The sequence below is a fragment of the Streptomyces sp. cg36 genome (assembly GCF_041080675.1).
Lineage (GTDB): Bacteria > Actinomycetota > Actinomycetes > Streptomycetales > Streptomycetaceae > Streptomyces.
On record NZ_CP163520.1, the window covers coordinates 6,447,985 to 6,462,203 of the forward strand.

At 74.9% G+C, this 14,219-nt stretch carries 13 protein-coding genes; 9 read left to right on the forward strand and 4 right to left on the reverse strand.

The genetic code is table 11. The features are described 5' to 3' along the window. Positions 1–82: 82 nt before the first annotated feature. Entirely contained in the window at positions 83–808 is a 726-nt protein-coding gene (locus tag AB5J87_RS28700; RefSeq protein ID WP_369380664.1) for a FadR/GntR family transcriptional regulator, read from the reverse strand. A gap of 78 nt (positions 809–886) precedes the next feature. Here AB5J87_RS28700 and AB5J87_RS28705 point away from each other — a divergent pair, with 78 nt between their 5' ends. The 5 genes from AB5J87_RS28705 (at position 887) to AB5J87_RS28725 (ending at position 6,822) form a co-directional block, all read left to right on the forward strand. Next, complete coding sequence (locus AB5J87_RS28705) at positions 887–2,251, forward strand: glutamine synthetase family protein (RefSeq protein ID WP_369380666.1); 1,365 nt, start codon at positions 887–889, stop codon at positions 2,249–2,251. 8 nt (positions 2,252–2,259) lie between these two features. Continuing rightward, the gene (locus AB5J87_RS28710) at positions 2,260–3,633 is read left to right on the forward strand and encodes an aldehyde dehydrogenase (protein ID WP_369380668.1); all 1,374 of its coding nucleotides are present in this window, start codon (positions 2,260–2,262) and stop codon (positions 3,631–3,633) included. 4 nt (positions 3,634–3,637) lie between these two features. After that, a complete protein-coding gene (locus tag AB5J87_RS28715; protein WP_369380669.1) occupies positions 3,638–4,420 on the forward strand; it encodes a 3-oxoacyl-ACP reductase in 783 nt (260 codons plus the stop codon). Between the two features lie 142 nt (positions 4,421–4,562). Next, positions 4,563–5,837: a haloacid dehalogenase-like hydrolase gene (locus AB5J87_RS28720; protein WP_369380672.1), complete on the forward strand. Its 1,275-nt coding sequence runs from the start codon at positions 4,563–4,565 to the stop codon at positions 5,835–5,837. 22 nt (positions 5,838–5,859) lie between these two features. After that, complete coding sequence (locus AB5J87_RS28725; protein ID WP_369380673.1) at positions 5,860–6,822, forward strand: DUF2510 domain-containing protein; 963 nt, start codon at positions 5,860–5,862, stop codon at positions 6,820–6,822. Between the two features lie 36 nt (positions 6,823–6,858). On the opposite strand, the gene AB5J87_RS28730 is transcribed toward AB5J87_RS28725, so the two are convergent. Then, positions 6,859–8,061, reverse strand: a complete 1,203-nt coding sequence (locus AB5J87_RS28730; RefSeq protein ID WP_369380674.1) for an amino acid deaminase/aldolase — start codon at positions 8,059–8,061, stop codon at positions 6,859–6,861. 867 nt (positions 8,062–8,928) lie between these two features. Here AB5J87_RS28730 and AB5J87_RS28735 point away from each other — a divergent pair. Together AB5J87_RS28735 and mycP are read left to right on the forward strand one after the other, a co-directional pair. Beyond that, a complete protein-coding gene (locus tag AB5J87_RS28735) occupies positions 8,929–9,750 on the forward strand; it encodes a hypothetical protein (RefSeq protein WP_369380675.1) in 822 nt (273 codons plus the stop codon). Then, positions 9,750–10,985 (forward strand): type VII secretion-associated serine protease mycosin, encoded by a 1,236-nt coding sequence (gene mycP, locus AB5J87_RS28740; protein ID WP_369380677.1) that lies wholly within the window; start codon positions 9,750–9,752, stop codon positions 10,983–10,985. Before AB5J87_RS28735 ends, mycP begins: the two co-directional genes overlap by 1 nt. 236 nt (positions 10,986–11,221) lie before the next feature. Here mycP and AB5J87_RS28745 read toward each other — a convergent pair whose 3' ends face one another. Next, positions 11,222–11,905: a serine hydrolase gene (locus AB5J87_RS28745; RefSeq protein ID WP_369383699.1), complete on the reverse strand. Its 684-nt coding sequence runs from the start codon at positions 11,903–11,905 to the stop codon at positions 11,222–11,224. Between the two features lie 117 nt (positions 11,906–12,022). Here AB5J87_RS28745 and AB5J87_RS28750 point away from each other — a divergent pair, with 117 nt between their 5' ends. Next, the gene (locus AB5J87_RS28750; protein ID WP_369380678.1) at positions 12,023–12,760 is read left to right on the forward strand and encodes an SseB family protein; all 738 of its coding nucleotides are present in this window, start codon (positions 12,023–12,025) and stop codon (positions 12,758–12,760) included. A gap of 76 nt (positions 12,761–12,836) precedes the next feature. On the opposite strand, the gene AB5J87_RS28755 is transcribed toward AB5J87_RS28750, so the two are convergent. Beyond that, the gene (locus tag AB5J87_RS28755) at positions 12,837–13,202 is read right to left on the reverse strand and encodes a DUF1844 domain-containing protein (RefSeq protein ID WP_369380679.1); all 366 of its coding nucleotides are present in this window, start codon (positions 13,200–13,202) and stop codon (positions 12,837–12,839) included. A 339-nt stretch (positions 13,203–13,541) separates the two neighbouring features. On the opposite strand from AB5J87_RS28755, the gene infC reads away from it, so the two are divergent. Then, positions 13,542–14,213 (forward strand): translation initiation factor IF-3, encoded by a 672-nt coding sequence (gene infC / locus AB5J87_RS28760; protein WP_369380681.1) that lies wholly within the window; start codon positions 13,542–13,544, stop codon positions 14,211–14,213. Positions 14,214–14,219 lie beyond the last annotated feature (6 nt).

Genomic DNA, 14,219 nt, shown 5'->3' on the forward strand with positions numbered 1-14,219 from the left:
ACGCGCTCCAGGGCGCGCGGGGCCGTTGCGCCGCACGGCTCCGCCTCGCGCGGCCCGCCCAGGTCCGCCGTAGGCGAACCGCCTACGTCAAGAACCCCCGCAGCAGCGCCGCCGTCCCCGCGCAGTGCTCCCGCATCATCTCCCGCGCCCCGTCCGCGTCCCCGTCCAGCACCGCCTCCACCAGCGCGGTGTGCTGGCGCTGTGAGTGCTCCAGGTTCCGCACCAGCAGCGGGATGCAGTCCAGGAGGTCGTTCACGGTCGCCCGGACCGCCGCGTACTGCGCGGTCAGCGTCGGCGAGCCGCAGAGCTCGGCGAGGGTCAGGTGCAGCAGCGTGTCCAGGCGCCGGTAGTCGGCGAGCGGCGCGTCATGCGTACGGGTGAGCGCGGTGCGCAGCCGGCCGGCCTGCTCGTCGGTGAGGCCGTGCGCGGCGCACAGCCCGGCCGCGCCCACTTCGAGCACCTCGCGAAAGCGCAGCACGTCCTCCACGTCGACCCCGGCCACCCGGCGCCGCAGCTCGTCCTCGCCGGGCGTCTCGGCCCGGGGCAGCACGAACGTTCCGCCGTACCGGCCGCGCCGGGCCTCGACCAGGCCCTGGTCGGCGAGGACCTTCAGGACCTCGCGCAGCGTCACCCGGCTGATGCCGAGCCGCTCCGCCAACTCCCGCTCCGACGGCAGCCGTTCACCGCCGGGCACCAGCCCCAGGCGCACGACCTGGAGGATCTGCTCCAGCGCCTCCTCGAAGCCGTTGCCGGCCCGCACGGTGCGCAGCACCGGAGCGAGCCGGTCGTCCGCGTCCGGTCGCGGCATCTGGCCGCACCCCCTTCCCAAGCAATGGTTCTCGGCAATACCTTATGGGCTCTCGGCTGACCGAAGGAGGCTTTTCCCGTGGCAGACCGCACACCCCCGCTCGACATCGAGGCGCTCCGCGCCCTCGTCGAGAGCGGCGAGATCGACACTGTGGTCCTGGCCTTCCCCGACATGCAAGGGCGGCTCCAGGGCAAGCGGTTCGCCGCACGATTCTTCCTCGACGAGGTACTGGCCCACGGCACCGAGGGCTGCAACTACCTCCTCGCCGTCGACACCGAGATGAACACCGTCGACGGCTACCGGATGTCCTCCTGGGAACGGGGCTACGGCGACTTCGCCATGAGCCCGGACCTCGCGACCCTGCGCCGGGTCCCCTGGAACGAGGGCACCGCGATGCTCATCGCCGACCTCGGCTGGGACGACGGCTCACCCGTGGTGGCCGCGCCCCGCCAGATCCTGCGCCGCCAGCTGGAGCGCCTCACCGAGCTGGGCCTGACCGCCCAGGTCGGCACGGAGCTCGAATTCATCGTCTTCAAGGACACCTACGAGCAGGCGTGGGACTCCGGCTACCAGGGGCTGACCCCGGCCAACCAGTACAACATCGACTACTCGGTGCTCGGCACCGGCCGGATCGAGCCGCTGCTGCGCCGCATCCGCAACGAGATGGCGGCGGCGGGCCTGACCGTCGAGTCCGCCAAGGGCGAGTGCAACCCGGGCCAGCACGAGATCGTCTTCCGCTACGACGAGGCGCTGGTCACCTGCGACCAGCACGCGGTCTACAAGACCGGCGCCAAGGAGATCGCCGCGCAGGAGGGCGTCTCCCTCACCTTCATGGCGAAGTACAACGAGCGCGAGGGCAACTCCTGCCACATCCACCTCTCGCTCACCGACGAGGACGGCCGCAACGCCATGGCGGGCGACGGGCCCGGCGGAATGTCACCGCTGATGCGGTACTTCCTGGCCGGCCAGCTGGCCGCGCTGCGCGACTTCTCCCTGCTGTACGCGCCGAACATCAACTCCTACAAGCGCTTCCAGCCGGGCTCGTTCGCCCCCACCGCCGTCGCCTGGGGCCACGACAACCGCACCTGCGCCCTGCGCGTCGTCGGCCACGGCCGCTCGCTGCGCTTCGAGAACCGGCTGCCCGGCGGCGACGTCAACCCGCACCTCGCGGTCGCGGGCCTGGTCGCCGCGGGCCTCTACGGCGTCGAGCAGCGCCTGGAGCTGCCGGACGCGTGTACCGGCAACGCCTACTCGGGCGACTACGAACACGTCCCGACCACCCTGCGCGAGGCCGCCGAGCTGTGGGAGAACAGCCCCATCGCCAAGGCCGCCTTCGGCGACGAGGTGGTCGCGCACTACCGCAACATGGCGCGCGTCGAGCTGGACGCCTTCGACGCCGCGGTCACCGACTGGGAGCTCCGCCGCTCCTTCGAACGCCTGTGAGGTCCCCGTTGTCCGACGAACCGTACGAGCACCAGGTGCTCAACCCGGCGACGGAGGAGGTCATCGCGACCGTCCCCGCCGCCACCGCCGCCGACGTGGACGCCGCGGTCGCGCGGGCCGCCCGGGCGCAGGCCGGATGGGCCGCGCTCGCCCCCGCCGACCGCGCCCGGCTGCTGCGCCGCTTCGCCGCCGTGGTGGACGGGCACATCGAGGAGCTGGCCCGCCTGGAGGTGCGCGAGGCCGGGCACACCCTGGGCAACGCCCGCTGGGAGGCGGCCAACGTCCGCGACCTGCTCGACTACTCGGCCGGGGGAGTGGAGCGCCTGACCGGGCGTCAGATCCCGGTGGCGGGCGGCCTGGACATCACCCTCCAGGAGCCGCTCGGCGTCGTCGGCGTCATCGCGCCCTGGAACTTCCCGATGCCGATCGCCGCCTGGGGCACCGCCCCCGCGCTCGCCGCCGGGAACGCGGTGCTCCTCAAGCCCGCCGAGACCACCCCGCTCACCGCCCTGCGGCTGGCCGAACTCGCCCTGGCGGCGGGCCTTCCCGAGCACCTCTTCCAGGTGCTGCCGGGCGCGGGCGCCGTCGCGGGCGACGCGCTGGTCGAGCACCCCGGCGTCGCCAAGATCGTGTTCACCGGCTCCACCCGGGTCGGCAAGCGGATCATGGCCAAGTGCGCGGACCGGGTGAAGCGGATCACCCTGGAGCTCGGCGGCAAGAGCGCCAACATCGTCTTCGCGGACGCCGACGTCGAGGCCGCCGCGGCGGCGGCCCCCATGTCCTTCCTGGACAACTCCGGCCAGGACTGCTGCGCCCGCACCCGCATCCTGGTCCAGCGCTCCGTGTACGACCGGTTCCTGGAGCTCCTCGCCCCCGGCGTGGAGTCCGTCGTGGTCGGCGACCCGGCCGACGAGAAGACGCAGATGGGGCCGCTGATCTCGCGCGCCCAGCTGGACCGCGTACGCGGCTGTGTCCCCGACGGCCTGCCCGGCATCCGGGGCCGCGCCCCCGAGGGGCCCGGCTTCTGGTTCCCCCCGACCGTGCTCACCGGCGCGGCCCCCGACGCCCCCGTGGCCGTCGAGGAGGTGTTCGGGCCGGTGGCCGTGGTGCTGCCGTTCGAGGACGAGGCGGAGGCCGTCCGGCTCGCCAACGCCACCGAGTACGGGCTCTCGGGCTCGATCTGGACCCGGGACGTCGGCCGCGCCCTGCGGGTGTCGGGCGCGGTGCGGGCCGGGAACCTCTCCGTCAACTCGCACTCCAGCGTGCGCTACTGGACCCCCTTCGGCGGCTACCAGCAGTCCGGACTCGGCCGCGAGCTCGGCCCGGACGCCCTCGCCGCCTTCACCGAAACCAAGAACGTCTTCATCAGCACGGAGGCATGAGCACATGACCGACGACACCATCTGCCGCCGCCTGGTCGGCCGCACCGCCGTCATCACCGGAGCCGGCAGCGGCATCGGCCTGGCGACCGCGCGCCGGCTCGCCTCCGAGGGCGCCCGCGTGGTCTGCGGCGACATCGACGAGGCCGCCGCCAAGCGGACCGCCGACGAGGTCGGGGGCCTCGCCGTCCGGGTCGACGTCACCGACGCCGAGCAGGTCGACGCGCTCTTCAAGGCCGCGTACGACACCTACGGCAGCGTCGACATCGCCTTCAACAACGCCGGGATCTCGCCCCCCGACGACGACTCCATCCTGGAGACCGGCCTGGAGGCGTGGAAGCGCGTCCAGGAGGTCAACCTCACCTCGGTCTACCTGTGCTGCAAGGCGGCCATCCCGTACATGCGCGAGCAGCGCCGGGGCTCGATCATCAACACCGCCTCCTTCGTGGCCCGGATGGGCGCGGCGACCTCGCAGATCTCCTACACCGCGTCCAAGGGCGGCGTCCTCGCCATGTCCCGCGAGCTGGGCGTCCAGTTCGCCCGCGAGGGCATCCGGGTCAACGCGCTCTGCCCGGGGCCGGTCAACACCCCGCTGCTCCAGGAGCTGTTCGCCAAGGACCCGGAGCGGGCCGCGCGGCGCCTGGTGCACATCCCGCTGGGCCGCTTCGCCGAGGCCGACGAGATCGCGGCGGCCGTCGCCTTCCTGGCCAGCGACGACTCCTCGTTCGTCAACGCCACCGACTTCCTGGTGGACGGCGGAATCTCGGGCGCGTACGTGACCCCGCTCTAGGTCCCCGCGTCCCCGACCGGATCCGCCGGCCGGGACCTGAGCGTTCACCTTCCCTCCACCCACCCGACAGCCGGGCGTCGCGCGACGCCCGGCTGTTCTGTCTACCGTCCCCGATGATCTTCCCTTTGTGACAGGAGTGTTCATGCGCAGTGCACGTCGCTGGCAGGCCGCGACCGCCGCCCTGGCGATCGCCGGCAGCGCCCTCGCCGCCGCCCCCACCGCCCAGGCCCGCCCCGGCAGGTGCCCCGAGCTCACCGTCACCCAGGGCTGGTACGGCCAGAACCGGGCCCGCCTCCAGGAGCTCGTCGACACCTACGGCACGTGCGGCAGGGGCGCGGGCGCGGCCAAGGGCCACAAGCCCGTCGCCGTCTTCGACTGGGACAACACCGTCGTCAAGAACGACGTCGGCGACGCCACGATGTACTGGATGCTGCGCCACTCCAAGATCCGCCGCCCGCTGCACGGCGACTGGCACACCACCAGCCGCTACCTCACGGACCGGGCCGCCACCGCGCTCGCCACCGCCTGCCCGGCCGGCCGCACCACCCTGCCCACCGCCACCGACACCCGCTGCGCCGACGAGATACGCACGGTCTACGGGGACGGGAAGACCACCGCCGGGGCCGCCGCCTTCGCGGGCTGGGACCGGCGCACCATCGAGCCGCAGTACGCCTGGCTGGCCCAGCTCATGAGCGGCTGGCGCACCGCCGACGTCCGCGCGTTCGCCCGGGCCGCCCGCGCCGAGAACCTGGCCGCGCCCATCGGCGCCCAGCAGCGCGTGGGCACCGCCGACGTCACCGGCTGGGTGCGCTACTACGACCAGCAGCGCGATCTGATCCGTACGCTCGACAAGGCCGGGTTCGACGTCTGGATCACCTCGGCCTCGCCCGAGCCCGTGGTCGACGAGTGGGCGGGCGGCGTCGGCATCGCCCGCGACCACGCCATCGGCATCCGCCCGGTCCTCTCGCACGGGCGGCTCACCCCGCACCTCAAGGGCTGCGGCTCGGTCGCGGACGGCGCGGACTCGATGATCACCTACATCGACGGCAAGCGCTGCTGGATCAACCAGGAGGTCTTCGGGGTGCGCGGGGCGGCGGCCGAGCGGCAGCAGCCCGCGGCCCGGCGCCAGGTGTTCGCGGCGGGCGACTCCGACACCGACGTGACGTTCCTGCGCGACGCCACCGGCCTGCGGCTGGTCCTGAACCGCAACAAGAACGAGCTGATGTGCCGGGCGTACGACAACAGCGACGGCCGCTGGCTCGTCAACCCCATGTTCATCCAGCCCAAGGGCCAGAAGAGCGGTACCTACCCGTGCGCCACCACCGCGTACACCGACCGCGACGGCACCGCCGCCCCGGTCCGGCGCGCCGACGGAACGGTCGTGCCCGACCAGCGGGACTCGGTGTACGGCGGCTGAACCGCCCCCATAAGGTGGCCCGATGAGCACGACGACGCCGCCGGGCTGGTACCCGGACCCGGGCACGCCCGCTCTGGAGCGCTGGTGGGACGGCACCGCCTGGACCGGGCACACCCGCTCCCCGGGCCCGCCCGCGGCGCCGCCCGCGCCACCGGTGCTCCACCCGCCCTCGCCGCCGACCGTGCCCCTGGCGTCCGCCGGGGTCCGGCCGACCGGGCGCGGGCGCGGTCCGGTGCTCGCCGTGATCGTGGCCGCCGCGGTGCTCGTCGCGGCGATCGCGGCCGGGGTGGCCGTCCTGAACGAGGACGACGGCGGTCCGGCCGCCGACCCGCGGCCGCCGGTGGCCGCGACCGGGACGACCGCCCCGCCGACCACGGCCGCCACCTCCGCGGCCCCCGCGCCGAGCGGCGACCCCCGCGTCCTGGTCGACCAGCTCAACGGCATCACCCTGCCGGTGCTGCCCGGCTGGGAGAAGCCGGAGTCCACCTCCGACGGCCTGGTCACCATGCGCACCAAGGACTCGTTCGACTGCCCCGGCGACTCGGGCGCCTTCTGCAACCACGCCAGGGTCACCTCCGCCACGGCCACCGGCACCGACCTGAAGACCGCGCGGGCGCTGGCCGAGCACGACATCGCGGACGCCGCCGACGACGCCTACGACCAGGACGGCCTCGGACGGCGGCGCTACGGCGGGATCGTCTCGCACCGGCAGCTGCGGGCGGGCCCGGTGGTGGTCGCCGGGCGCACCGGTTACGCGGTGCGCTGGAGCGTGCGGACGGGGGCGGGGCCCGGGGGATACGTGGAGTCGCTGGCGTTCCCGTCCAGCGTCGGCAGCGAGTCGATGATCATCGTCCGGTTCGCCTTCGACGCGGGGGCGGGCTCGCCGCCGCCCGCCACCATCGACCGCATCACCGCCGGGATCAAGGTCCTGGGCGGCCGGGAGGACGGCGGAGTCGGCTCCGGCCTGGCCGTCCCCACTCCCTGATCCGCCCGAGCCGCGCGAACCGGCTCGGGCCGGTCCTCAGAGGAAGGTCCGCCCCTCGCCCCGGTAGGTCGGGACGGTCGCGGTCACCCGGTCGCCCTCCACCAGGTGCAACTCGTCGAAGCGCTCGCACAGCTCACCGGCCTTGGCGTGCCGGAACCACACCTTGTCGCCGATCAGCAGATCGTCGGCGGCCGTGCCGAGCAGCGGCGTCTGCACCTCGCCCGCGCCCTCCTGCCCGTCGTAGCGCAGCCCCTCGGGCAGATACGGGACCGGCAGCCGGTCGGCGCCCGGGGCACCCGAGGCGGGGTAGCCGCCGCCCAGCACCGTCACCACGCCCACGCCCGGGCGGCGCACCACCGGCTGGGCGAAGAGCGCGGCCGGACGCCCGCTGAACGAGGTGTAGTTGTCGAACAGCCGCGGCACGTACAGACCCGAACCGGCGGCGATCTCGGTGACCGCGTCCTCGGCCGCGGTGTGCTGCACGCTGCCGGTCCCGCCGCCGTTGACGAACTCCAGGTCCGGCGCGACCGCCCGGACCGCCCGCACCACCTCGGCCCGGCGCCCCGCCAGCTCCCGGCGCGCGGCCGACTGCATCAGCCGGATCGCCCGCGAGCGCACCGGCCGCCCCGCTATGTCGTCGCCGACCCCGGCGACGTGTCCCTCGTACGCCATCAGCCCCACCAGCCGGAACCCGGGGCGGCGCACCACCGCCCGTGCCAGCTCGGCCAGTTGGGCGGGCTCGCGCAGCGGGGAGCGGCGGGCGCCGACGCGCACCCGCCCGCCGAGCAGGCTCAGCGAGGTGTCCAGTTCCAGACAGACCCGCACCGGCAGGTCGTCGCGGTCCCGGGCGCGGTCGATCAGGTCCAGCTGGGCCGGGTCGTCCACCATGACGGTGACCGCGCCGGTCAGCTTGGGGTCCGTGGTCAGCTCGGCGAACCGGTCCCGGTCGGCGGACGGATACGCCAGCAGTACGTCCTCGAAACCGGCCCGGGCCAGCCAGATCGACTCCGCCAGGGTGAACGACATGATCCCGGCGAACCCGTCCCGCGCCAGCACCCGCTCCAGCAGGGCGCGGCACCGGACCGACTTGCTGGCGACCCGGATCGGCTTGCCCTGCGCGCGCCGCACGAGATCGTCGGCGTTGGCGTCGAACGCCGCCAGGTCCACCAGCGCGAGCGGCGCGTCGAGATGAGCGGTGGCCCGGTCGTACCGGGCACGGTCAGCGGCACGGGGAGTCATGGGCAGAGCCTGCCAGACCGGCGTACCGGTGGGTAGGGGTACGGGCGGACGCGGATCACGCCCGTCGGCGCACCCGGAACCGGACGCTCCTCCCGCGGACCCCCGCCCGGTCCGCCCCGGCCAGCCCGTAAAGTAGCGCCCACGCGGCGACGAACGGCCCTGCCGGGCAAGCCGATCCGCGGCGCACGCACCACAGGGGTACGAGGGGGGCCATTGACCACGGACGCAGAGCGCCCCCCGTCCCCGGCCGGCGAGGGCGACACCACGCCACAGCCGTCCCGGGACACCGGATCCACCCCCGGCCCGGTCGGCGCCTGCGCACCCCGCCCGCGCTCGGCCATCGACCTACTGGACGCGGCTCTCCCGCCCCAGCCGCAGCCTCCGACAGCGCCCCGGCAGACACCGCCGCAGGGCCCGCCGCCCCGCCTGCCGGCTTCGTCGTCCCGCCCGGCGGCACCCCAGCCGTCGTCTTCGCCGCTTGGCCCGTCGGCTCCGGCCCAGTCGTCGTCGCCCGCCCCGGCGGCTCCGGCATCGGGTTCGTCGTACCGCCCGTCGGCTCCGGCCCAGTCGTCGTCGCCCGGCCCGGCGGCCCCGGCTCAGCCTTCGGCTTCGTTGCCCCGTAAGGCTGCCCCGGCCCAGGCATCGTCAGGGTCGCCCCACCCGGCGGCCCCGGCCCTCGCGCCCCCGTCGCCCCGCCCGGCCCCGACCTCACCCCCGTCGGCCCGGCCGACGCCCCCGCCCACTCCCATGCCCCCGGCCCCGACGTCCCCGCCCGCCACTCCGCCGCTCCCGGCCACCCCCGCCGCCCCGCCCGGTCCTGTGCCTCCCAGCCCGGACCCGGCAGCGCCCGGCACCCCCGTACCCCCGGTGCCCGGCCAACCCCCGCTGTCCGGCGCCCCCCTCGGCGGCATACCGCCGATACCCGGCGCCGCGCCCGTCCGTCGTGCCCGGCGGATCGTCGCGGCTGCCGTCTGTCTCGTCCTGGGGACCGGGCTGCTCGGCGGGGCCGCCGCGGGGAGCTGGCTGACCGGGGGGTCGGCGGGGCCGGACTCCCGTACCGCGTACACCGCCGCCCGCGCGATATGGCACAGCGTGCCCGTGGACACCCTCTTCCCGCCGGTCATCAAGGGCGACGGAGCGGGGCCCGGCGGCGCCGACCGGGTGTGGACCCGGATCGGGGTCGCGCCCGACGGCGGCTGCGCCGGGGCCCTGGACCCGCTGCTGCTGAAGGTGCTCGCGCCGGTCGGCTGCGCCCGCCTGCTGCGCGCCACCTACACCGACGCCACCCACACCTCCGTCACCACCGTCGGGCTGGTCTTCACCGAGGCCGACTCCACCGCGATGGGCGCGCTGCGCACCCGGTTCGGCGACGAGTCGCTGGGCGACCGCGACGACCTCATGCCCCGCCCGTACCCGGTCCCGGGCACCCCCGCCGCCGGGTTCGGCGACCAGCAGCGGGCCAGCTGGACCGTGCGCGTCCTCACCGACGCCCCCGTCGTCGTCTACTCCGTCACCGGCTTCGCCGACGCCCGTACCGTCACCGACCCGCAGCCCGCCGACCGCGCCCTGGCCGAGGGAGCCACCGACGCCCCCGTCGAGTCCGGGCTCACCCACGACGCCAAGGGCATCGCCGACCGGGTGGAACGGGTCCTCCGCAAGACCGCAGCCGCCGAGACGAAGAAGTCCTGATGACCGCCGCACCGGCCGCCCGCCGCCGTACTCCCGCAGCCCGCCGCCGCACCCCCGCCGCCCGCGCCACGCCCCGGCGGGCCGTCGCCGCCCTCCTCGGCGCCGCGCTCGTCGCGCTGCTGCCCGCCGGTCCCGCGCGGGCGGACGGCATCCGGGACCGCCAGTGGGAGCTGGCCGCGATGCACACCGAACAGGCGTGGCGGACCACCAAGGGCAAGGGCATCACCGTCGCCGTGCTCGACACCGGGGTCGACGCCACCCAGCCCGACCTCGCCGGACAGGTCCTGCCCGGCAAGGACCTCATCGGCTTCGGGGCCGGGCGGGGCAGCCGCGACTGGGCCCGGCACGGCACCGCCATGGCCGGGATCATCGCCGGGCACGGACACGGCCCCGGAAACGGCGACGGCGTCCTCGGCATCGCTCCCGAGGCCCGCATCCTGCCGGTCCGGGTGATCCTCGAATCGTCCGACCCGGCCCGCAAGAAGGCCCGGGAGTCGCGCGGCGGCGCCCTCGCCGAGGGCATCCGCTGGGCCGTCGACCACGGCGCCGACGTCATCAACCTCTCCCTCGGCGACGACAGCGCCTCCGCCCACCCCGAGGCGGCCGAGGACGCGGCCATCCAGTACGCGCTCTCCCGGGGCGCCGTCGTCGTCGCCTCCGCCGGGAACGGCGGCGAGCAGGGCGACCACGTCTCCTACCCCGCCGCCTACCCGGGCGTGATCGCCGTCGCCGCCGTCGACCGCTTCGGCACCCACGCCGCCTTCTCCACCCGCCGCTGGTACGCCACGGTCTCCGCGCCCGGCGTGGACGTGGTGATAGCGGACCCGGACCGCAAGTACTACGAGGGGTGGGGCACCAGCGCGGCCTCCGCGTTCGTCTCCGGCGCCGTCGCCCTCGTCCGCGCGGCCCATCCGAGGCTCACCCCGGCCCAGATCAAGACCCTGCTCGCGGACACCGCCCGCAACGCGCCCCGGGGCGGGCGCGACGACTCCCGTGGCTACGGCATGGTCGACCCGGCCGCCGCCCTCGCGGCGGGCGCCCGCCTCAAGCCGGACGTACGGACCGAGGCCGCGACCGGCCGCTCCCGCGCCTACTTCGGCGCGGGCCCCGACGAGCCCCGCGGAACGAGCCACCGCGACGACTGGCTGGCCGCCCTGGCCGCGGCCTCCGGCGCGGCCCTGCTCGCCGCCTCCTTCACCCTGTGGCGCGGCACCCGCACCCGCACCCCGCACTGACACGGACAAAGGCCGACGCGTACGAGGCCCGGCCCGTACGGGAACAGGGCGCGTACGGGGTACCGACCCGTACAAGGACCGACCCGTACGGGAACGGGAGCGTACGGGACCCGACCCGTACGAGAACCCACCCGTGCGACAACCCGCCCGTGCGACAACCGACCCGTACGAGCAGTGGCGCGTGCGAAGCACCGGTGCGCGCGGCAACCGGCGCGTGCGAGAGGCGGGTCGGGCGCTCACCCCAGGGCCCCCGCCACCGCCCGTACCGCCGCCCGCGCCGCCGACTCCACGGCCGTCACCCCCGCCGCCATCGTGGTGTGGCCGTCCGACAGGACCGCCACCAGCAGGCCGCGGCCCCCGGCCGTGACGCGGCCGGTGCTGTTGACCACCCACAGCCCGGTCGCGGACCGGGGCAGCCAGCCGTTCTTGAGCGCCCATCCGGTGCCCGCCGCCGACACGCCCCAGTCCTGGCCCGCGACCGTACGGCCCATCAGGTCGGCCAGGTACGCCCGCGACCGGGCGTCCAGCGCCGAACCGGACCCGAACACCGCCCCCAGCAGGGCCAGCCGGTCCCCGGCCGTGGTCCGCGTCAGGCCCCACGCGCCGCCCGGGTCCGCGCGCGTCGCGGTCAGCCCGAGGCGCGCGTTGGCCGCGTCCAGGCCGGCGGGGCCGCCGATCGCCCGCCACAGCGCGGTCGCCGCGTCGTTGTCGCTGCGCTCGACCATCGCGGCGGCCAGGGCCCGTTCCGCCGCCGTCAGCTCCCGGCCCGCGTCCCGCGCGGCGAGCAGCAGGGCCGCCAGGATGTCGACCTTGACGACGCTCGCCGTGTCGTGGCGGCGCCCCTCGCCGTACAGCGCCCGCGCGCCGCTCGCCAGGTCGCGCACCCCCACCGAGAGCGAGCCCCGGGCCCGCGCGGCCACCGGGGAGAGCGCCGCCGCCAGCAGCGCGTCCAGCTCCGCACCCGTAGTCCGCTTCACCGGCCCGACCCTACGGCGGGCGGTGCACGGCGCGGGGAACGGCCCGGTTAGGCTCGTGCCGTGGCGCTCAAGAACATTCCGGACCCCGGTTTCTCCGACGACGACGGCACCGCCGACCCCGCACTCACGGCGGCGCTCGCCGCCTGGGCCGAGGACCGGGGGAGCGGCGCCGCCGAGTCCCGGGTGCTCGCCGCGCTCAAGGACGCCCGGCTGCTCGTCCCCGTCGTCGCGGTGCTCGGCGAGGTGGAGACCGGCGACGACGGGCTGCGCCGGGAGAAGACCAGCGACATGGCGGTGCCCACGCTCACCGCGGGCGACCGCAAGGCGCTGCCCGCCTTCACCTCGCTGGCCTCGCTCGCCCTGTGGGACCCCGAGGCCCGGCCCGTCGCCGTCCCCCTGCACCAGGCGCTCCAGGCCGCCGCGCACGAGCGCGCCGACACGGTCGTCCTGGACCTGGCGGGCCCCGTCGCGTACGAGCTGAAGGGCAACGCGCTGCTCGCCCTCGCCGAGGGGCGCACCAGCGGCGACCCGCTCGACGACCCGGCCGTGGTCGGGGCGGTGCGCGCGGCGGTCGCCGCCGAACCGGCCGTCCTGCGGGCCCACCTCGGCCCCGGCAGCGCCGACGGCACCCTCGCCCTGGTCCTCGCCGAGGACGCGGTCCCGGCCGAGGCCGCCCGCCGGGTCGTCGAGCGGCTCGCCGCCGACGAGGTGCTGCGCGCCCGGCTGGTCCGGGGCCTGGACCTGGCCCTGCTCCCGGCGGCGGCCCCGCGGCCCAACGAGCCGCTGTTCACCCGCTGAGCGGCCCGGACACACGAGAGCGCCCCCGGTGGTCCGGGGGCGCTCGGCGTTCGTACGTACGGAAAAGGGGCGGCGACTAGCCGTACACCGGGCCCGTGTACTTCTCGCCCGGGCCCTTGCCCGGCTCGTCCGGGACGACGGACGCCTCGCGGAAGGCGAGCTGCAGGGACTTCAGGCCGTCGCGCAGCGGGGCGGCGTGGAACGAGCTGATCTCGGTGGTGCTGGCGTCGAGCAGACCGGCCAGGGCGTGCACCAGCTTGCGCGCCTCGTCGAGGTCCTTGTGCTCGTCGCCCTCCTCCGTCAGTCCGAGCTTCACCGCGGCGGCGCTCATCAGGTTCACGGCGACCGTGACGATCACCTCGACGGCCGGGACCTCCGCGATGTCGCGGGTCATGGTGTCGAAGTCGGTGGTCTCGGGGGACTGGGGGGTGGGCTCACTCATGCCCCACACGATAGGCCGTGGAGCGCCCTGCACACGATTGGCCCCCGTGCGGCCCGCCTGCTAACCTGGTGTAACGACCGGCCAGGCACTCCCATGTGCCCGGCCCACAAGTGGAGGCTCCGATCTCCCACCCGACCGCCCTCCGGGACGGCGGGTCTCCGGTCAGACGGCCGCCATCGTTCCGTACGGACGATGGAGCCGTCCGATGTGCGCCCCGCGGTTGACCGCGGCGGTGCTCCGGTAGTCCATGGAGCCCCGCCTGTGTCCCGTCCGGGGCATTTTTCATGTGCCGCGATGGTTGGTCCCGAGTGAAAGTACGCGTTTGTCTGCCAGGCAGGCGTGTGGTGCTACCGAGGAGGATCCATCAGCGCCGAGCCCCGCATCAACGACCGGATTCGCGTTCCCGAAGTGCGACTTGTCGGTCCCAGCGGCGAGCAGGTCGGGATTGTTCCGCTTGCCAAGGCCCTGGAACTCGCACAGGAGTACGACCTGGACCTGGTCGAGGTCGCGGCGAACGCCCGTCCGCCCGTGTGCAAGCTCATGGACTACGGGAAGTTCAAGTACGAGTCGGCCATGAAGGCCCGTGAGGCGCGCAAGAACCAGGCGCACACGGTCATCAAGGAGATGAAGCTCCGGCCGAAGATCGACCCGCACGACTATGACACCAAGAAGGGTCACGTCGTCCGGTTCCTCAAGCAGGGCGACAAGGTCAAGATCACGATCATGTTCCGTGGTCGCGAGCAGTCCCGGCCGGAGCTCGGCTACCGACTGCTGCAGCGTCTCGCGGAGGACGTCCAGGACCTCGGTTTCGTCGAGTCGAACCCGAAGCAGGACGGCCGGAACATGATCATGGTTCTGGGTCCGCACAAGAAGAAGACCGAGGCGATGGCCGAGGCCCGCGAGGCGCAGGCCGCCCGCAAGGCGGAGCGCCAGGGCCAGCCGGCCGAGGCCGACGACTCCGGTGCGGAGCCCGTCGCCGAGGCGCCGGCCGAGGAACCCGCCGAGGCGTGATTCCCG